Origin of the sequence: Prevotella sp. P4-98, from assembly GCF_002251405.1 — a bacterium.
Lineage (GTDB): Bacteria > Bacteroidota > Bacteroidia > Bacteroidales > Bacteroidaceae > Prevotella.
Genome location: NZ_NPJC01000021.1, coordinates 1 through 21,110 on the forward strand (window position 1 = coordinate 1; position 21,110 = coordinate 21,110).

Annotated in this window: 14 protein-coding genes, 1 tRNA gene and 1 pseudogene; 8 read left to right on the plus strand and 8 right to left on the minus strand. The window is 46.3% G+C overall.

Going from position 1 to position 21,110, the window contains the following annotated elements; all coding sequences use genetic code 11:
- Positions 1-398: 398 nt before the first annotated feature.
- From infB to CIK96_RS03810, 4 genes are all read right to left on the minus strand, one after another.
- Complete coding sequence (gene infB / locus CIK96_RS03795; protein WP_094439734.1) at positions 399-3,341, minus strand: translation initiation factor IF-2; 2,943 nt, start codon at positions 3,339-3,341, stop codon at positions 399-401.
- Positions 3,342-3,376: 35 nt separating this feature from the next.
- Complete coding sequence (gene nusA, locus CIK96_RS03800; protein ID WP_094439736.1) at positions 3,377-4,639, minus strand: transcription termination factor NusA; 1,263 nt, start codon at positions 4,637-4,639, stop codon at positions 3,377-3,379.
- A 47-nt stretch (positions 4,640-4,686) separates the two neighbouring features.
- Positions 4,687-5,160, minus strand: a complete 474-nt coding sequence (gene rimP / locus CIK96_RS03805) for a ribosome assembly cofactor RimP (protein ID WP_094391460.1) — start codon at positions 5,158-5,160, stop codon at positions 4,687-4,689.
- A gap of 110 nt (positions 5,161-5,270) precedes the next feature.
- Positions 5,271-6,968: a S41 family peptidase gene (locus CIK96_RS03810; RefSeq protein ID WP_094439829.1), complete on the minus strand. Its 1,698-nt coding sequence runs from the start codon at positions 6,966-6,968 to the stop codon at positions 5,271-5,273.
- A 142-nt stretch (positions 6,969-7,110) separates the two neighbouring features.
- Between CIK96_RS03810 and CIK96_RS03815 the strand changes: the two genes are divergently transcribed.
- Positions 7,111-7,184: transfer RNA gene (locus CIK96_RS03815), tRNA-Asn, on the plus strand.
- Between the two features lie 103 nt (positions 7,185-7,287).
- Here CIK96_RS03815 and CIK96_RS03820 read toward each other — a convergent pair.
- A complete protein-coding gene (locus CIK96_RS03820) occupies positions 7,288-7,827 on the minus strand; it encodes a hypothetical protein (protein WP_094439738.1) in 540 nt (179 codons plus the stop codon).
- Between the two features lie 1,226 nt (positions 7,828-9,053).
- Positions 9,054-9,422, minus strand: a complete 369-nt coding sequence (locus tag CIK96_RS03830; RefSeq protein WP_094439742.1) for a hypothetical protein — start codon at positions 9,420-9,422, stop codon at positions 9,054-9,056.
- Positions 9,423-9,871: 449 nt separating this feature from the next.
- Here CIK96_RS03830 and CIK96_RS13585 point away from each other — a divergent pair, with 449 nt between their 5' ends.
- The 4 genes from CIK96_RS13585 to CIK96_RS03840 all read left to right on the plus strand — a co-directional run bounded on the left by CIK96_RS13585 (position 9,872) and on the right by CIK96_RS03840 (position 13,505).
- On the plus strand, positions 9,872-10,003 hold the full coding sequence (locus CIK96_RS13585) for a hypothetical protein (protein ID WP_256387590.1): 132 nt from the start codon (positions 9,872-9,874) through the stop codon (positions 10,001-10,003).
- Positions 10,004-10,008: 5 nt separating this feature from the next.
- On the plus strand, positions 10,009-11,532 hold the full coding sequence (locus CIK96_RS03835) for a fimbrillin family protein (protein WP_094439744.1): 1,524 nt from the start codon (positions 10,009-10,011) through the stop codon (positions 11,530-11,532).
- Positions 11,533-11,859: 327 nt separating this feature from the next.
- On the plus strand, positions 11,860-11,991 hold the full coding sequence (locus CIK96_RS13590) for a hypothetical protein (RefSeq protein WP_256387591.1): 132 nt from the start codon (positions 11,860-11,862) through the stop codon (positions 11,989-11,991).
- A gap of 5 nt (positions 11,992-11,996) precedes the next feature.
- Entirely contained in the window at positions 11,997-13,505 is a 1,509-nt protein-coding gene (locus CIK96_RS03840) for a hypothetical protein (RefSeq protein ID WP_094439746.1), read from the plus strand.
- A gap of 1,555 nt (positions 13,506-15,060) precedes the next feature.
- Here CIK96_RS03840 and recQ read toward each other — a convergent pair.
- Together recQ and CIK96_RS03855 are read right to left on the minus strand one after the other, a co-directional pair.
- Positions 15,061-16,863 (minus strand): annotated as a pseudogene (recQ, locus tag CIK96_RS03850) (DNA helicase RecQ); the annotation flags it as partial.
- Positions 16,864-16,944: 81 nt separating this feature from the next.
- Positions 16,945-17,859 (minus strand): glutaminase, encoded by a 915-nt coding sequence (locus CIK96_RS03855; protein WP_094439752.1) that lies wholly within the window; start codon positions 17,857-17,859, stop codon positions 16,945-16,947.
- A 313-nt stretch (positions 17,860-18,172) separates the two neighbouring features.
- On the opposite strand from CIK96_RS03855, the gene CIK96_RS03860 reads away from it, so the two are divergent.
- The 3 genes from CIK96_RS03860 to CIK96_RS03870 are packed head-to-tail and all read left to right on the plus strand — an operon-like array spanning position 18,173 to position 21,110.
- Positions 18,173-19,465, plus strand: coding sequence for a M18 family aminopeptidase (locus tag CIK96_RS03860; protein WP_094439754.1), 1,293 nt, complete (start codon positions 18,173-18,175; stop codon positions 19,463-19,465).
- A 58-nt stretch (positions 19,466-19,523) separates the two neighbouring features.
- Positions 19,524-20,180 carry an HAD hydrolase-like protein gene (locus CIK96_RS03865; protein WP_094439756.1) on the plus strand — a complete coding sequence of 219 codons (657 nt, stop codon included), beginning with the start codon at positions 19,524-19,526 and terminating at the stop codon, positions 20,178-20,180.
- Positions 20,181-20,189: 9 nt separating this feature from the next.
- Positions 20,190-21,110, plus strand: a complete 921-nt coding sequence (locus CIK96_RS03870; protein WP_094439757.1) for a DNA/RNA non-specific endonuclease — start codon at positions 20,190-20,192, stop codon at positions 21,108-21,110.

A 21,110-nucleotide genomic window follows, 5' to 3' on the forward strand; every position in this document is an offset into this window, starting at 1 on the left:
CTAAATTAATTTTTGACAAGTGTCGGAGAATACCGAACCGAAAGTTAATTAGTCATACTATCAAAGAACTCTTTGGCTGGCAGCGTAAAACTGCTTAGCCTTTATCTCAAATTTTAACGAACTATTGATTAACAGGTATGCGTTGTCATTTATTGTCGTTCAACAAGTTTTCTGTCATGAGAATTGTGTATTACCGAGTGAATTGTTCAGGTTTAAATACTACAATTATTGAAATTGAAATCGCTCTCACACTTCTATCCGGCTACTCCAATGAGGCTCAGAATACCAGTTGTAGTATGTCGGCATGATTAGAATGAACTTTGAATATGCATATCAACAACAAGGGCACAACCGTCATGGTTGTGCCCTTGTAGCTATAGGGATAGGATAGAGGTGGGTTAAAGCTTCTGTTCCACTTCGATTTCTGTAAAGGTCTCGATGATGTCGCCCACCTGGATATCGTTGAAGTTGACGAGTGAAATACCGCACTCCAAACCAGTGGCAACCTCTTTGGCATCGTCCTTATAGCGCTTCAGTGCATCAATGGCAGCGGTGTGAACCACAATACCGTCACGGATGACACGAGCCTTGTCCTTGTTGTGTACTTTTCCTTCGGTCACCAAACCACCGGCAACAGTACCAACCTTTGAAATCTTGAACACCTGTTTTACCTCGATTTCACCAGTAAGAATTTCCTTCTTCACCTTGTCGAGCATACCCTCCATAGTAGATTTCACTTCATCGAGTGCATCATAGATGATAGAGTAGGTGTTGATCTCCACGCCTTCGCGCTCTGCCAGTCGGCGTGCATCAGCAGAAGGACGAACCTGGAAGCCGATGATGATGGCATCTGATGCAGAAGCCAGCATGACATCGTTCTCGCTGATCTGACCCACAGCCTTTGAAATGACGTTGACCTGTACCTTCTCAGTAGAGAGTTTGAGGAACGAGTCGCTGAGTGCTTCGATAGAACCGTCGGTATCACCCTTGACGATGATATTGAGTTCGTGGAACTCACCCAAGGCAATACGGTGTGAGATATCGTCGAGTCCAAGTGTCTTAGTGGTACGGAGCGACTGCTCACGCTGCAACTGTGTACGCTTGTTGGCTATTTCTCGTGCCTCCTGCTCTGTCTCCATCACATGGAACGAGTCACCGGCAGTAGGTGCGCCATTCAGTCCGAGAATGATAGCGGGCTCTGCAGGTCCAGCCTTTTCAATGCGCTGGTTACGTTCGTTGAACATGGCTTTGATGCGTCCGAAAGCTGTTCCTGCAATCACCACATCACCTTGTTTCAGTGTACCGTTGCTTACCAGCACGGTAGAAACGTAGCCACGTCCCTTGTCGAGTGACGACTCGATAATGCTACCCGTAGCCTTTCTGTTGGGATTAGCCTTGAGATCGAGCATTTCTGCTTCGAGCAATACCTTTTCAAGGAGAGCATCAACGCCGATTCCCTTCTTGGCAGAGATTTCCTGACACTGGTATTTACCGCCCCATTCCTCTACGAGGAGGTTCATATTGGCAAGGTCTTCACGAATCTTGTCAGGGTTTGCACCGGGCTTATCAATCTTGTTGATGGCAAATACCATTGGCACATTGGCAGCCTGAGCATGTGCGATGGCCTCCTTGGTGGTAGGCATGACGCTGTCGTCTGCAGCGATAATGATGATGGCGATATCGGTCACCTGAGCACCACGGGCACGCATGGCGGTGAACGCCTCGTGACCTGGAGTGTCAAGGAACGTAATTTTTCTACCGTCTTTCAGTTTCACATTGTAGGCACCGATGTGCTGGGTGATACCTCCTGCCTCACCGGCAATCACGTTGGTCTTGCGGATGAAGTCGAGCAGCGATGTCTTACCATGATCGACGTGACCCATCACGGTGACGATAGGTGCACGGCCGATGAGGTCGTTCTCGTCGTCGGCTTCTTCGGTGATGGCATTTTGCACTTCAGCACTTACGTATTCGGTGGTGAAACCAAATTCCTCTGCCACGATATTGATGGTCTCTGCATCGAGGCGCTGGTTGATACTTACCATGATACCGATGCTCATGCAGGTGCCGATTACTTCGTTGACACCGACATTCATCATCGTGGCAAGTTCGCTAACCGTTACAAACTCGGTCAGCTTCAGTACCTTACTCTCTGCAGCCTGTTCGGCCATCTCGCTATTGAGGCGCTCTTGTACGGCATCTCGCTTTTCGCGGCGATACTTCGCACCCTTCTTGTTCTGACTTTTTGAGGTGAGACGGGCGAGCGTCTCCTTTACCTGGCGTGCTACAGCCTCGTCGTCAACTTCCAATGGCTTCTGTACTGGACGGTTCTTCTTGTTTTTCTTGCCGCCGCCCTGTTGTCCGTTTTGGTTGCCGCCTTGCTGTTGTCCACCGCCACCTTGGCGCTGTTGTCCGCCTTTGTTCTTTTTGTTGCCGCCTTGCTGCCCGCTCTGGTTGGCTGCAGCCTCTATGTCAACGCGTCCGCTACGGATGCGCTCACGCTTCTTGCGCTCGCCACCATTGCCATGCTGCGCATTCTTTTCCTCGCGTTCCTTACGGCGCTCCTCCTTCGATTTCTTCTTCGGACGAGTGCTTTGGTTGAGGGTGCTGAGGTCAATTTTACCCAGTACGTTGACCTTTGGAGCGTATTTTGTTTCGCTCTTCAGGGTGAATACCTTGGTTTCGGAAGCTTTTTCAGCATCCGCAGGCTTGTTTTCTACTGTGGCAGGCTTGGCCTCTTCGGTATTGGCAACGGGTGCTTCTGCCTTGGGCTTGGCTTCCTGCTGAGGCTTAGCCTCTGTTTTTGGCTTGGCTTCCACTTTGACGTTAGGTTTAACCTCTTCTGCCTTGACAGCCTTCTGCTCGTGGTTTGCAGGAGCAGCAGGGGCAGCCTCAGGAGCTTTCTGATCAGCGACAGGTTTTGGTTCTTCTTTCTTTTCTACAATAGGCGATGCCTCTGTCTGGCTCACGGCAGCAGCCACAGGTGCAGTATCGCTATTGGCGGCCTTCTTTTTGCCTACGCTGTCGAGGTCAATCTTGCCCAAGGGTTTAAACTGTTGGCGTTGTTCCAACAGGTCTTCAGCCTTGTTGCTTTTCTTCTCGGCCTTCTCTGCCTTTTTATCCTTGGCTTTCTTCGCAAATATCATTTCGGCCTGTGTCTTCACAGCCTTGTCACCACTGAATGCACCCACCAGAGCCTGGTATTGTGAATCGGTGATTTTGGTATTTGGCGTCATTTCTTCTTTGACTTCGCCAAGTTCTTTCTTGTTTTTCAGGAAATCAACTGCCGTTTGAAGTCCTATATTCAGTTCTGATAATACTTTATTTAATCTGACACCCATTTAATTTGTTGCTTTACAATTCTGTTTTATTCTTATTATTCAAACTCCGCACGGAGCACGTTGAGCAGGTGGTCAACCGTTTCTTCTTCGAGGTCGGCCTTTTCGATCAGCATTTCGCGTGGAGCGTTGAGCACGGCCTTAGCGGTCTCCAGACCGATGGCCTTGATGGCGTCGATGATCCACTGGTCTATCTCGTCAGAGAACTCGTCGAGGTAGATGTCCTCGTCGTCGCTGTCTGAACCGTTGGATACACGGAATACGTCGATGGTGTATTCGGTCAGCATGGAAGCCAGTTTGATGTTCAAACCGCCTTTACCGATGGCAAGGCTGACTTCCTCAGGCTGCAGATAGACTTCGGCTTTGTGCTCTTCGGAATTGATGTTGAGGTTGGTCACCTTGGCGGGACTCAGCGCACGAGTAATGAAGAGCTGTGTGTTGCTGGAATAGTTGATGACATCGATATTCTCGTTGCCCAACTCGCGTACGATACCGTGTACGCGGCTACCCTTCACACCTACGCAGGCTCCTACTGGGTCGATGCGGTCGTCATAGCTTTCTACAGCCACCTTTGCACGTTCTCCTGGCATGCGTGCCACGCGACGGATTGTGATGAGACCGTCGTTGATTTCGGGCACTTCGGCTTCGAGCAGACGCTCAAGGAACACAGGGCTGGTGCGTGAGAGGATGATACGCGGATTGTTGTTCTCGTTCTGCACCTCCTTGATGATGGCACGTATGGTTTCGCCCTTGCGGTAGTTGTCGTTGGGAATCTGTTCTGACTTAGGCAAGTGGAGTTCGTTGCCCTCATCGTCGATGAGCAGTACTTCGCGTTTCCACATCTGATACACCTCGGCGCTGATTACCTGACCTACGCGATCCTTGTACTTATTGTAGAGCGAGTCGTGCTCCAGTTCAAGAATCTTTGAGGCAAGAGTCTGACGGAGATTGAGAATGGCGCGGCGTCCGAATTTCTCGAAGCGCACTTCTTCACTCACTTCCTCGCCCACTTCGTAGTCGGGTTCGATTTTCTGTGCCTGTGTGAGCGAAATCTCTTTGTTTTCGTCCTGAACCTCACCATCAGCTACTACGATACGGTTGCGGTGGATTTCGAGGTCACCTTTGTCAGGGTTGACAATGACGTCGAAGTTCTCATCGCTACCGAACTGTTTGGCAAGTACGTTGCGGAGACTCTCTTCCAGCACGCTGACGAGAGTGGTGCGGTCGATGTTCTTGGTCTCTTTAAATTCCTTAAAGGTCTCAATCATTGACGGACCTTTGTCTTCTTTTTTTGTAGCCATTATATAATCTTTTTATTTTGTTTACTCTTTAGCTCACGTGTCAGAGATTATTTGAAGGCGAGGAGGTATTTGGCATATTTCACCTCGTTGGTATTGAAGGTCTTCTCCACATCCACCAATACGGGGCGCTTTTTCCCTTCAATCTTCTGCTTCTCCTTGACCACCACCACAAACGACAGTCCGTCGTCGGCTACCGACTGGAGCACGCCTTGGTATTTCTTACCGTCGGCAGCCAGCACTTCCACTTCTTTGCCAATGTGGTTGATATACTGCTGTACGACTTTGAATGGTTGTCCGATACCGGCGCTACCCACTTCCAGTTCATACTCGCCGAGTTCTTCTCCGAGTCTTTCCTGCAGGAAGCGGCTCAGCGCGGCACAGTCTTCAATCCATACACCATCGGCGTGGTCGATTTCGATCACGATGCGACCGTCGGGCGTCATGTCAACGTCCACGAGGAAGTAGTCATTCTGACTCAGCCATTCCTCTACTGCGGCCTTTACTACGTCTTTATTTATCATACACCTTTATTGGTATTAAAACAAGAATGAGAGGCTCTTGCGAGTCTCTCATTCCTCTGAACGTGTGCAAAGTTACGACATTTCTGTCAATCTTGCAAGTATTTCCACTTTTATTTCACTTTTTTTGGTGATAATAGTTTTTCGTATTCTCCTGATGTGTTGAGTATTCGCTCTGCTTCCTTCAGAGTTTTGTCTGTTTGCAGCATGTGGAGCAGTTGTCCGCTTTGGAAATAATAGGCGGATATGATATCTTGTTCTATCTGCCGTTGTATTTCGTTGCGGTGCTGTTGTAGGTCGCGCTCAATATCATGGTGGTCGAGTTTGGCTTTCAGTGCTTCAAATTCAGCCTTTGCGTCGTCGTAGTATCCTTCGAATTTTGCGGTTTTGATGAGTTCTTCAAACTGTTTCTTGCTGATCTGGTCGTAGGTAAATCCTGCTTTCAGCACTTGTTGGGTGAAGTCGGCATATTCCGCATCGGTCAGATGGAACTTGTCGGCAGGTGCAATGGTAGGATGCTTGGATATATAATCCACCACATAGTCAAACATCACTTCGGTAGAGTCTATGCGGTCCAGATACAGGAGGATGTTCGACATGGTATCGGGTTTGATTTCGATATCGGGCATGATACCACCTCCGTCGCGTACCTCACGACCATTGCGTGTATAGAATACGTGTGTCAGCGAATCGGGCACATGTTCTTTATAGCCACCGCCGGTGTGTTTATAGTTGATGGCTTGGATGCATCGTCCGCTGGGGATATAGTATTTTGATGTTGTCAGCTTGAGGTTACCGTTGTAGGGTAGGTCAACATTAGGAATCTGCACCAGTCCCTTTCCATACGTGCGCGTACCTATTATTAATCCGCGGTCAAGATCCTGTATCGAACCGCTGACAATCTCGCTGGCAGAAGCTGTCTCGTCGTTCACCAGTACGATGATGGGCATCACGGTATCGATGGGCTCCAGTCGGGTTTTGTAGTCAGAGTTGGCACGGCGCAACTTTCCTTTGGTTTCCACCAATGTCAAACCTTTAGGCAGCCACATATTGGCAATATCCACACATTCCGAAACCGAACCGCCACCATTACTTCTCAGGTCGAGTATGAGTTTTTTCGCTCCGCGTTGTTTCAGGTCGAGATATGCCAGACGCATAGGTTTGGCTGGTTCGCCAGAGAAAGTGTTCAGGTTGATATATCCCACGCCATCCGGGCGCATACCATAATAGGTTATTTCAGGTGTCTTGATGCTCTCGCGTGTCACTTTGAAATTCATCACCTTGTCCGTCGAAGGACGTTTAATCTTGATCATGATGGTGCTGCCTGCATCGCCACGCAGATGGTCGCTGACGTATGCCACGGGTTTGTTGGTCATCAGCGTGTCTTCAATCTGCAAGATGATATCTCCCTTGCGCAGTCCCACCTTTGCAGCGGGCATTCCCTCAAAAGGTTCGTCGATGACCACTTGTTTTCGTTTTTGGTGGTAGCGTACCACTGCACCGATACCCGCATATTTTCCTGTCATCAGCATCTTCAAGTCCTTTTGTTTGCTCTCAGGGTAATATTCGGTATAGGGGTCGAGTGATCGCAGCATCGCATTGATGCCATTGCCAATCACGGTATTGGCATCGAGTGTATCGACATACATTAGGTCGAGTGTCTTGTATATGGCATTGAATATTTCGATGTTCTTTGCCACATCTAAGTTGTGGTTTCTCGCTTCCTGTGCATTCATATTCATGGGAAGCCATACCAATAGTGCGGCAAAAGCTGTCAATCGGCATAGTTGGCATACGTTGTTTTTTCTCATGATCATATTGTTTTTCGTATTGTTTCTATGTTTATACGATGCAAAATTATAGAAAAATAACCGAAAAACGATTTTTTTTCTCAAAAAGTTTGTGTATTTCAAAAAAACGTATTACCTTTGCACTCGCAAAACAGAAAAACCTGCTTCAGTAGCTCAGTTGGTTAGAGCACCTGACTGTTAATCAGGGGGTCGTTGGTTCAAGCCCATCCTGAAGCGCGTTAAAAAAGGAGTTAGACGAAAGTTTAACTCCTTTTTTTCTGTGTATTGGGCATGACACTAACCCAGTCGTGTTAATTAATGGCATCCAGAATTTGCCATTTTATGCTACCAACAAAATGGCGGCAATAGCTCCAAGTCCTTCTGCCACCATTCTGCTGTTCCAAAAGTCATCGGTCAGTTTATGTTCTACGATATACTCTCGCAGTTTCATTCTCCATACTTTGTTTTGCAGCAAAATCCATAATGGCTCGTCGAAATATGCAAATTCTATATTCTCTTTCAACCATGATTTTGATGGTGTGTGGCCTTTGCTGATTTGTTCTCCTGAGTAATTCAAATGCCAGAAACCGTCAGTTTCCAAATGCCAAAAAGGTTTCGTTATTTCTGTAGTACCGTCGAACTGTGAGTCTTTGGTATATTCCCGCATCAGTTTGTTATAATGTTCTTCTATCCAATCATTGAGAACAAACTGGTTGTTAGTGAACACATTTTCTTCAATGCCATCAATCAGAGCCACCAATAGCACAGGTTTGGCAACGATGGTTTCTCCATGAATTTTGGCCTGTCTAATATTCGTAATCCGCTTTGTATAGTATTGATAACACTGATCATAGTTAAAGAATTGTATCACTCTGTTCATTGCACTTTGTTATTGGTTTGTGGCAAAGGTACGAAAAAACTGGAAATTTGCAGAAGGAAATAAAAAAAATAAGTTTTCTAAAAATTTCGACCACACGACCACAGATGTGGTGTAATCGACTATGAGACAGAAATATAGACTGTGGTCGATTGCTCCGAAATCCGTGTTTTCGACCACACTTCGACCACACATGCTTTTTCCGATAATCATGGTGGATATTCACACAAAGTAAACAAAAATTATTTTCAGGCATTTTCAAACGGCTGACAAAGTTATTGTCCAACGTTGGAAAAAGGTGTTATCCAACGTTAGATAAGAGTATTGTCCAACGTTAGATAAGAGTGTTGTCAAACGTTAGATAAAGGTGTTGTCAAACGTTGGATAAGAGTTCTGTCAAACGTTAGATAAGGGGCTTTTCAACGTTGGAAAAAAGTTGTTTCAACTATCGGAAAAGAGTGACGTCAAATATTATGCAATAGTTTTGTCCTACGTTTGACAAGGGTGTTGTCGGGCGTCAGAACATACAAAATCGTGTATTGGTGGCAATAGTGATTGGGCTGTTTTTATGATGACAACGGCAGAGTGCCTGGTGGTCGAATGGTGGTCGAATACCGCGAGTCAGCGTAATCGACCACACATGTAAGCTGCATGTATATAGCGTGTTATGCTGTTGTGGTGGTCGAGTGGTCGAAATTTTGTAATTACACGTGTGCGCGTGCATACATGCGCGTACCTATTATATAACTGAACTTTCGCATGTGGGGAAGTTAAGGGAAGTTAGAGAGAAGTTAGAGAGAAGTTAAGGGACAAATGTCCTACGTCTTACGGCAAAAGGCTATTGTCTCTTAACTTCCCGAACGACCGTAGGGAGTGATAACTTCCATTTTATGGCACCTTTTCTCGCCATGACAGAATTAAAGCGAGCTTTATTCTGCTCATTTGGCTTAACGAAAACGTTGGGTTTCACCCTTCGTTTTCTCGCCATGACAGAATTAAAGCGAGCTTTATTCTGCTCATTTGGCTTAACGAAAACGTTCCATTTTATGGCACATTTTCTCGCCATGGCAGACCTCGAACGAGCTCGGGTCTGCTCATCTGGCTTAACGAAAACGTTCTTTAACTTCAATCAATTCCCTCAGTTGCGAAACTTGAATTATATAACATATAAAAGGGTTGCCTCCGTCTTTCTACCTACATGGGAAGAATTGCAGTCCTCCGCGTAGCGCCTAAACATCCGATGACTTCTTTTCTAATATCACTTTGTGAGTCTGCTCATCAACGTTCATGTTGTAGGCTTCCTTCAGCAACTGGCATAGGGTAGCGATAATCCGATCCTGATGCTCTGTGCCTGGAACTACATAGTCGCTTAATGGAATTTCAAGGGCGTTTTGATAATTCCAATATGCTTTCGTTGTGATCTCTTTCTGCACCTTTCGCCAGTCTATTGACTCCCAGATATCAAGGTGAAGTGAACCCACAAAGTTGGACGGGTTAATAACTGTGAACCTGTCCCCGATGATTCTGTGAACACCCTTCAAACCAAGCAAAAAAGTTGTTAAACGATAAAAAGTTGCCGAAAAGTTTGGCAGTTTCATTTTTATTTCTCACTTTTGCACCGACATTTGCAAGTTGCCCAACTCGCTTGGGCTTCTGAGCCAATAGAGTTTGGCTCCGCATTTGTCTCTATTTATGGGAAAGCGTCTTCATGCGCTTTGTTTCTGACTTCTCGAAATCTGGACAATTTCTTGTGTTTGTCGGAACTTAGCAACGGTAGATGCTCATGTAGTGTTTATACATGATTCTATGCGCGAAAAGCGGACTATTCCAATGGTCTGCCATTATGTGTTATAGAAGATTATATAAACTCCACTGCGTGGGTTCTGCGTTGCCTGTTCAACAAACACGGGTAGTCCAGAACCTCGAGAAGTGGAACAGGCAAGTGTCAGGTTCCACGCTCTTTCATTAATAGGTTAACCTTATCCATATTATAACAACCAGCCGACTCCGAGAACCTATAGGCAACCGAGAATCAAGAAACACAAAAATGGAAAAAAAAGAAAAGAAAATCTATCAATCTCCTATTATGACGGTTTATGAAATCAGCAGGACACAGATTTTGGCGGGAAGTACTAATGGAGGAACAGAAACACTTGTTGAAGAAGAATATACATGGTAAAAAGAATGAAAATGAAGAAATATATTCAATCTATGATGGCTTTTGCAGCCATCGTGTCCTTTGCGTCATGTTCGTCGGAGGACAACAACACTACAATTGAAAACGAGAGTGCGACAAAGGTAATGACCTTTACTGCAACGCAAGAAGGTGACGAACAATCAACAAGGGCAGCTATTTCAAGCACTGATAGTAAAGTCATCAATTGGCAAGAAGGAGACCAAATAAGCATCTTCGATGGTAAAACGAATAATCAGTTTACTTTGAAGAATGGTGCAGGGACAAAGAGTGCGACCTTCCAAGGTGTGGCTGCATCAGCGGAAACTTATACCGCTGTATATCCTTACCAGTTAGGGGCTAGTTATGACACATCGAATGGCAAAGTAACAGGCATCACCCTTAAAGCCACTCAAAACGCTACCGCCAATAGTTTCGACAAGGAAGCAGCCTTGATGATTGCAGAGGGCGGCGATGGAAACACGTTGAATTTTAAGAATGTCGTAGGCTATGTAAAAGTGAAACCTACTTTCAATTGCACAAGAATAGATTTAAAGGCTTTTGACAACTCTGCGGTATTGGCAGGAACTGGCACAGTCTCTTATAACAACGGAAAACCAACACTTGATCTTTCGGAAACAAAGGATTATGCCATCACACTGAGAGGAGACATCAAGGCAAACAAATACTACTATATTGCAGTACCCCCAGTTACACTTAAGGCTGGTTGGACTATACAATTCACAGCGTCTGATGGTAAAGTATATTCCCGCAAGGGAACAAATGACATAACTTTCACTCGCAACAAGGTGACCAACCTTGGTTCGTTTGCTACCACAGGGGATTATTGGTATGATGCAGCCCGTGGAGATATAGTTAGAGCCGACCAAGAGGTAGATTTGGGATTGACAATTGATCAAGGTGGTAAAACATATAAAGTAATCTTCGCCAAATCCAACCTCACAAAAGATGGTCTTGCCGCAAATGAATATGATTATGGTGATTACTTTGCTTGGGGAGCTACGGAACCTTGGTATCATTCAGCGACAGAAACGTGGAAACAAGGCAAAGAAGAAGGATACACAGAAACTACTGCCCCAACCTTAAGCAAAACATACAATAAAAATGATGTATTATCCTCGTCAGACGATGCCGCACGCCAGATTCTCGGTGGTGCCTGGCAGATACCCACAACAGAGATATGGGTGGCTTTGTACGGTGCCAATTTGAATAAGGTCTATTGGGGACCTAATGGAAATAAGGGTTTGGAAACAATAAGTGAAATCAAAGGAATGAAGATAACCAGGAAAGACGATTCTAATACTTATATCTTCTTGCCTGCAGCTGGCTACTTCAGTGGGACTGGGCACCTATTTGGCGGCCGTGCTGGCTCCTACTGTTCAGGCACAGCCTACTTGAGCAATAAGGCATATACCCTGGAATTCGACGATCGCCCTTCTGTCGTTGAGCAGAGCAGATCCCTTCGCTACTTAGGTCGTTCGGTGCGCCCAGTGCGCTTGGTTGCAGTGGATTGAAACTTCAGCAATAGCGAATGGCGATGGGGTCATGGGGACAGGTACATTGGTTCACTCTTTAGGGTCGATGAACCTGTCCCCGATGATTTCGCTTGGGCTTCTGAGCCAATAGAGTTTGGCTCCGCATTTGTCTCTATTTATGGGAGAGCGTCTTCATGCGCTTTGTTTCTGACTTCTCGAAATCAGGTAAACCAGAACCTCGAGAAGTGGAACAGGCAAGTGTCAGGTTCCACGCTTCTTTCATTAATAGGTTCACCTTATATTAATTAATCATTAACATGCCGACTCCGAGAACCTATAGGCAACCGAGAATCAAGAAACACAAAAATGGAAAAAAAAGAAAAGAAAATCTATCAATCTCCTACTATGACGGTTTATGAAATCAGCAGGACACAGATTTTAGCGGGAAGTACTAATGGAGAAACAGAAACACTTGTTGAAGAAGATTATACATGGTAAAAAGAATGAAAATGAAGAAATATATTCAATCTATGATGGCTTTTGCAGCCATCGTGTCCTTTGCGTCATGTTCGTCGGAGGACAACAACACTACAATTGAAAATGAGAGTGCGGTAAAGGTAATGACCTTTACTGCAACGCAAGAAGGTGACGAACAATCAACAAGGGCAGCTATTTCAACCTCTGATAGTAAAGTCATCAATTGGGAAGAAGGCGACCAAATAAGCATCTTTGATGGGACGAATAATAAGCAGTTTACATTGAAGGATGGTAAAGGAACACCAAATGCTACTTTTACAGGTGAGGCACTTGAGTCGGGTTCTTATACAGCCGTTTATCCATATCAGTCAACTGCATCTCTTTCGGGCAATGATGTTACAAACGTAACCCTTCCTGCCACTCAAACCGCTACCGATAACAGCTTCGATAATAATGCAGCATTAATGATGGCTCAGAGCAATAGCAACACGTTGAATTTTAAGAATGTCGTAGGCTATGTAAAAGTGAAACCTACTTTCAATTGCACAAGAATAGATTTAAAGGCTTTTGACAACTCTGCGGTATTGGCAGGAACTGGCACAGTCTCTTATAACAACGGAGAACCAAAACTCGATCTTTCCAATGCGGAAACAAAGAATGATGCCATCACACTGACTGGAGACATCAAGGCAGGCAATTACTACTATATTGCAGTACCCCCAGTTACACTTAAGGCAGGTTGGACTATAGAATTCACAGCTAAAGATAATGGTAAATTATATTCTCGCAAGGGAACAAACCCCATCACTTTCACTCGCAACAAGGTGACCGACCTTGGTGAGTTTGCTACCACAGGGGATTATTGGTATGATCCAGTTAGAGCCGACCAAGAGGTAGATTTGGGATTGACAATAACTATTGGCACAAAGAATTACAAAGTAATATTCGCCAAATCCAACCTAACAACCACAGGTCTTGCCGCAAATGAATATGATTATGGTGATTACTTTGCTTGGGGAGCTACGGAGCCTTGGTATACTGAAATAGACAAAACGAGCTCTCCTTGGACAGCCACATGGAAAAAATTGGGTGGATACAAAAGTACCAATGCACCATTCTACAATAGTTCAACAGATTCATATACCAAATACACGCCAGGAGATGCCCTTGAAGCATCTGACGATGCCGCTCGTCAGATACTTAAAGGTGACTGGCGGATACCAACTACAGAGATTTGGGCGGCTTTAGTGAATAATTCTACAAAAGATTGGGATAGTACTAATAAAGGATATAAATTTACAAAAAATAGTCAAACTCTCTTCTTGCCTGCAGCTGGCAACGTCTGGGAGACTTCGTTCGAAAATGTCGGCTCTAGCGGCCGCTACTGGTCAGGCACAACAGCCAGCTTGAACAGAACCGCATATTACCTGCACTTCGGTGATGTTAATCTCAATGCGCAGGACAGCGGCAGTCGCAACCAAGGTTTTCCGGTGCGCCCGGTACGCTTGGTTGAGGTATCACAATCCCAGCAATAGCGCATGGCGATGGGATTTATATATCCCTCCGCCGCCTAAACCCCGAGTCATTAGGGTCATGGGGACAGGTACATTGGTTCACTCTTTAGGGTCGATGAACCTGTCCCCGATGATTCTGTGAACACCCTTCAAACCAAGCAAAAAAGTTGTTTCAACTATCGGAAAAGAGTGACGTCAAATATTATGCAATAGTTTTGTCCTACGTTTGACAAGGGTGTTGCCGGACATCAGAACATACAAAATCGTGTATTGGCGGCTATTGCGGTTGGGCTGTTTCTGTGATGGCAACGGTAGAGGACCTGGTGGTCGAAGGGTGGTCGAATACCGCAAGTCAGCGTAATCGACCACCCACGTAAACAGCATACACATAGCGTGTTATGCTGAATTGGTGGTCGAGTGGTCGAAATTTTGCGACATCGCGTGTGCACGTGCATACATGCGCGTACCTATTATATAACTGAACTTTCGCATGTGGGGAAGTTAAGGGAAGTTAGAGAGAAGTTAAGGGACAAATGTCCTACGTCTTACGGCAAAAGGCTATTGTCTCTTAACTTCCCGAACGACCGTAGGGAGTGATAACTTCCATTTTATGGCACCTTTTCTCGCCATGACAGAATTAAAGCGAGCTTTATTCTGCTCATTTGGCTTAACGAAAACGTTCCATTTTATGGCACCTTTTCTCGCCATGGCAGACCTCGAACGAGCTCGGGTCTGCTCATCTGGCTTAACGAAAACGTTGGGTTTCACCCTTCGTTTTCTCGCCATGACAGAATTAAAGCGAGCTTTATTCTGCTCATTTGGCTTAACGAAAACGTTCTTTAACTTCAATCAATTCCCTCAGTTGCGAAACTTGAATTATATAACATATAAAAGGGTTGCCTCAGTCTTTCTACCTACATGGGAAGAATTGCTGTCCTTCGTGCAGCGCCTAAACATCCGATGGTTTCTTTTCTAATTGACTCTTGGTTTTGGGCATGTCGGCAAATTCGGAACTTAGATTGTCGAACAGAATCTTTTGCTCGTCGGTAAGTGTGACGAGTCCGTGACCCACTTCTCTGAACCATTTTCGCAATTCAATCTCATTGCGATCGCCATCCATGAAAGGATAACGCTTGTTTTGGATGACAAAGAGACGGAAGCGGGAAAGTATTTCATAGAATGATCCTGTGGGGAACGGTACTGCTTGTCCGTCTTGGTCGTAATCGTATTTTTGAGGTATTATCACTTTGTGAGTCTGCTCATCAACGTTCATGTTGTAGGCTTCCTTCAGCAACTGGCATAGGGTAGCGATAATCCGATCCTGATGCTCTGTGCCTGGAACTACATAGTCACTTAATGGAATTTCAAGGGCGTTTTGATAATTCCAATATGCTCTCGTTGTGATCTCTTTCAGCACCTTTCGCCAGTCTATTGACTCCCAGATATCAAGGTCGATATTGTAGCAGACTCCTTTTATGGTAATCTGGTTTTTGATTTTCTTTTTCTTTTCTTTGGGTTCTGCAGGTGTTTCGGGCGTGACAGAAACGTCTGGAGTCTGAGACTTCTGATGTGCTGATACATATTGTTGGATTAGTTCGATAAACCGTTCGCCGTAAGTATTGCATTTGTGTTCACCGATGCCATAGGTGTTGCCGAATGCTGATAGTGTTGTGGGCATATCTGTGGCCAGGGCATGGAGAGACTTGTCGGACATCACGACATACGTAGGATAGTTGTTCTCATTGGCAATTTCCTTTCTCAGCGTTTTCAGTTGTTCAAACAGTTCCATGTGCTCTGTTGTTGCAGATGCTGCTGTCGTTGCCTCTTCAGCAGTCTGTTTCTGACGACCTCTTGTGCGAGCCTCCCTACTGACAACTACCAATTGCACTTTGGCTTTTCCGTGAAGCACATCCTGTCCGAGTGGAGTGACGTGTAGATGGTTGTCTTCGTTGTAGGCAATCTCTATATATCCCATTTGCAACATCTGAAGCAGATAGTCGCGCCAGTCTCTTACAGGAACATCTCTGCCGGCTGCAAAGGTCTTGATTTGGTTATAACCACGTGACACGAGTTCCGGCGAGAAGTTTCCGTGCAAGATGTCTATGGTGAGCGTGAATCCTATTTGCTCATCGGTTCTGATAATGGCAGAAAGCGCCTTTTGTACCAGTTCTGTACCGTCGAATGTCGTTGGTGGAGTCTGGCAGACGTCACAGTTGCAACAGTTCATGTCGCTTGTTTCTCCAAAATAGTTCAACAGAATGCGTCGGCGACATATTTGTGCTTCGGCATATTCCTGCATGCGTTGTAGTTTTTCGGTGTTGATTTCGCGTTGTCCGCTTTCCTCTGCGAAATGGCGTAGCGTGATAATATCCTGCAAGTTGTAGAACAAGACAGTCTCGCAAGGCAGACCGTCACGTCCGCCACGTCCAATCTCCTGATAGTAGTTCTCTATAGTTTTGGGCAGATTGTAGTGGACAATGAAGCGCACGTTGCTCTTATTGATGCCCATACCGAATGCAACAGTAGCACAAACCACCTGGATGCGATCGTTGATGAAGTCCTCTTGTATTCGATTGCGTTCGTCGGTGGGTAACCCTGCATGATAAACACCAACGGAAAAACCTTCTTTCCTGAGTTTCTCTGCAACAGTCTCGGTGGTCTTCTTTGCCAGACAATAGATAATGCCGCTATCGCCCTGATGACGCTGAATCAGATTGGTTATTGTGCGTAGCTTCTCTTTGGCAGAGTATCCCCTTCTGACATCCAGACTCAGATTAGGCCGGTCGAATGAACTGATAAAGGTTTCGGCATTTTGCAGACGTAACTGTTCTATAATGTCGGATCGCGTAATTTTGTCGGCAGTAGCCGTAAGTGCCATTATGGGAACATCAGGAAACAGTTCGTGCAGATTGCCCAACTGACTATACTCTGGTCTGAAGTCGTGACCCCATTGTGAGATACAGTGTGCTTCGTCGATAGCAAAGAGAGAGACTTTCAGCATGGTTTTCATCCATCCCAATTCCGTGATGAGTCGTTCGGGCGAGATGTACAGCAGCTTTATTTCACCTCGCAGACACCTTTCAGTAATTTGCCGATTGGCAATCTCGTCGTTTGCGCTATTCAGTGCCTCCGCTGCAATACCGTTGGCTACCAGCGTTTCCACTTGATCTTTCATCAGCGAGATGAGTGGGGAGACTACTATGGCTGTGCCCTCCATCATCAAGGCAGGTATCTGAAAGCAGATGGATTTTCCACCTCCAGTGGGCATGAGTACCAGTGCGTCCTTGTGTTGCAGCACGTGATTGATGATTTCTTCCTGTAAAGGACGGAAGGAATCGTAACCATAATATGACTTGAGAGTTTCTAAAGCTGTATTCATCGTTGTAAAGAAGTTGTGTCGTTTGTATCTTGTCTTTCCCTCCTATGTACCTACCTATTCAGTCCCAATGATCGATTGGGGTTAGAATATAGATTCCTCGGTTTCCGAGGTGAAAAGTTCGAGGGCTTTCATGCCCATGATAGAATTTCCTTTGGCGTTGAGGCGTGGACTCCATACGGCAATGGAATAGCGGGAAGGATAGATGGCAACAATGCCTCCGCCAACACCACTCTTGCCAGGTAAACCGACCAGAAAGGAGAACTCGCCAGCCTCGTCATAGAAACCACAGGTTTGCATGATGGCATTGATGCGCTTCACTCTCGATATGGTGAGATTGACACCTGCATGGGAGAAGGGTTCGTTGCTCTTGGCAAATGCCATGAAGGCGCGTGAGAGATCCTCACAACTCATCTCCAACGAACACATCCTGCAATAGAGGTGCAGCACTTGGTTGACATCGTTGTGCAGATTGCCGTGATGCTTCAACAGGTAGGCTATCGAGGCATTGAGGTAACTGCAACTCTGCTCAGACTGCGCCACCTCGTCGGAATAGTCTATGGTGGGGTTGCCGCTGATGGTGCGCACGAAATTCAGGTAGAATGCTTCGGGATCGTCAAGATTGGAGAGCAACACATCGGCAGAGACCAGAGCTCCTGCATTGATGAAGGGGTTGCGAGGAATGCCGTGCTCATACTCCAACTGCACCAATGAGTTGAAGGCAGACCCAGAAGGTTCTTTCGCCATGCGCTGCCATAGGTCTTTACCCATGATGCTCAGGGCAATGGCGAGGGAGAATACTTTCGAGATACTTTGTATAGAGAACTTCGTGGCGGAGTCTCCTAAGCGGTAGGTCTTACCATCGAGCGTGTTGAGGCATAAGCCAAACTGGTCGGGGTTGACACGAGCTAGTGCCGGGATGTAGTCGGCTTGTTTTCCTTCGTGTGCATATACCTCTATTTCCTTCCTTATTTTGTCTAATATAGGCTGATAGTCCATAGTTCTTTTCGGTTGTTGGTGAGCCTTGCAATTGCAAAGCTAAACATTTTTTTTCAATCCTCAAAACAGTATTGTTGTTTTTTCGCCATCGGAGAGGTTTTTATCATCGGAATTTAAACAGAATCTAAACGGATTCTTGGAATTATGAAACTACGGAGATATAGTAAATATGGAAAATCTGTACAAATCTGTATGCTCTGTGGATTTCGGTTCCGTGTATGATGGCTGATGAACGAAAGAATTTCGCGAGAGATGTGTGACATTACAGATTTTATTTGTAATTTTGTGACATAAACTAAAAAAACGAAGTATTATGATTCAACGATTATTATCCTTTCTCGATGCTTCGCCAGTGAATTTCCTGGCTGTGAAGAACATTGCCGATGAACTCGAACGTCATGGCTTCCGCCGTATCAATCCTAAGAAACCACTGGGAAAACTGGTGGCTGGCGACAGATTCTATGTCACTAAGAACGATTCTGCGGTCTTTGCCTTCCAAATCGGAAGTATGCCGATGGCTGATCGGGGCTTCCACATGATTTGTGCGCATAGCGATTCACCGACCTTCCGCATCAAACCGAATGCTGAGATGGACTGTGAAGGCGGTATCGTGAAACTCAATACTGAGGTGTATGGTGGACCTATCATGTCCACATGGTTTGACCGTCCGCTGACTCTTGCGGGTCGCGTGATAGTGAAAGGTGAGGATGCGATGCACCCACAGACTCGGCTTTTGCATATCAAACGGCCTCTGTTGCAGATTAGTAATCTCGCCATCCACTTCAACAGACAGGTGAACGACGGCGTGAAACTGAGCAAACAGAAAGATGTGCTGCCTATCCTTGGCATCATCAACAATGAGTTGGAACGTGGCAATCTGCTGATGAATATCATTGTGGAAGCACTCGACGGAGTGAAAGCCAGCGATATTCTCGACTTCGACCTCTATCTGGCTGACATCACACCTGCCTGCACTTTCGGTGCACACGATGAGTTTATCTCCTCTGGCAGGCTCGACGACCTGTCGATGTGTTATGCCGGCCTTGAGGCTTTGCTGGCATCACAACCCACCACGACCACGCAGGTACTTGCCATCTTCGACAACGAAGAGACGGGATCGCAGACCAAACAGGGTGCGGGCAGTCCGTTCCTATCTTATATGTTGAAGCGCATTGCCCTGGCACAAAGCGGTAGCGAGGAAGCATACTACCAGGCAGTGGAGCGTGCGTTTATGATTTCTGCAGATAATGCACACGCTTGGCATCCTAACTACAGTGAGAAATTCGACCCCACCAATCATCCTAAACTGGGCGGTGGTCCCGTCATTAAGTTTAATGCAGCGCAGAAATATGCCAGCGATGCGGTGTCGGCTTCTATCTTCGCCAGCATCTGTCAGGAGGCAGGAGTGCCTTGCCAACGCTTTGTGAACCATAGTGATGTGGCAGGAGGAAGTACGCTCGGCAATATCCTGGCATCGAGCATTCCTGTGAAGGGAGTGGATATGGGCAATGCCATCCTCGCTATGCACAGTTGCAGGGAGACCGGAAGTGTTGCCGACCATGAATACTGCGTGAAGGCTTTCACTGCGTTCTATGGTATGGAATAATATCTCAGACCGAACGAACAACCCTTTCACACCATCAACGACAACGATACACTAAAAGATGAAACAACAATACACCACGCTGCTATTCGACCTTGACGGAACCTTGGTGGATAGTGGCGAAGGTATTATGCGCAGTGCCGAACATGCACTCAACCATTTCGGCATTGAGGTTGCCGACTACCGTACGTTGCGACCCTTTGTGGGTCCGCCACTCGAAGACTCGTTTATAGATTTCTACGGCTTCACTCCAGAACAGGCTGCTGAGGCCGTCGAGGTCTATCGCGAACGCCATGCTGCCATCGGTATGTATGAAGAGGAACTCTATCCCGGTGTGCTCGATTTCCTGCGTGAAGTGAAACGCAGGGGTTATACCACCGCTATTGCCACGAGTAAGATGCGCTTTCAGGCGGATATCGTCGTGAAGGAGATCTTTCCAGAACTATCTCCTTATATAGATAAAGTGTTTGGCAGAGATGATGAAGGACTGCTCCACACCAAGGCGGACGTGATCAATGACGGACTGAAACAGTTGCAGATTACCAACCTCCATGAGGTGTTGATGATAGGCGACCGCCGTTTCGATATTGAAGGGGCGAAGGTCTGTGGACTCGATTCCATGGGTGTGCTCTTTGGTTATGGTGATCGTCCTGAGATGGAGCAAGCCGGTGCCGATTATATCTGCGAATCGTATGACGAAATGCTGCAATACCTTTAAACTCCAACAATGATGAAGACAAAGAATAATCATGGAATGAGGCTGATGGCGGTGACGGTGACAATCATGCTGCTGACGGCAATGTCGTGGTCATCTTGTATCAAGCGACTGCCCGGTAGTGACCAACAACCGCGCTCTGCCAGCCGCCCACTTATGGGAGGTAATCTGCATCAAGAGCGTAAAGCGCTGAAAGCTACGATGGCTTCTCTGCCTCCTGACAAGCAAAGGGCTATGTCAAGGGAGGAACTTACATATACCCTGACGCGTACTGCCAAGGGAGTGAAGGCGCAGGAGATACGTCACTTTGGCTATTTGACTTGTTGGAACTCGGATTGGCTTATCCCCAACTGGGTGGCGTATAGTCTGAATCCAAGGAAGGTGGCTGGTATCGTGAAACGTCCTAAACGCCAGTTTGAACCCGATCCACAGGTGAAGGGGCGTTCGGCAGAACATAGTGATTATACGCATTCTGGGTATAGTCGTGGTCACATGGCTCCTGCTGCCGATATGAAATGGAGTGAGCGGGCGATGAACGAGAGCTTTTATCTGAGTAATGTGTGTCCGCAGGTGCAAGCCATGAATGGTGGTGTATGGGAACATGTGGAGCGCAAATGCAGGCAGTTGGTAAAAGAGACTGAGATTTTTATCTGTACTGGTCCTATCATGGGCAAACGTCCAGAGCGCATCGGTAGAAACGGTGTGGCTGTTCCGGAACGATTCTTCAAGGTGGTTTGTATGCAGCGCAACGGTAAATGGCAAGCCATCGGCTTTGTTGTTCCTAACAGTGATTGCAAGGGAAGTATGTTTCGCTATGCTTGTTCGGTAGATCAAGTTGAAGCGTTGACAGGCCATGATTTCTTCTATGAATTGCCTGATTCGATAGAAAACAAAATAGAGGCGGCATGGGGAACGCAAGCCGATTGGCAATAA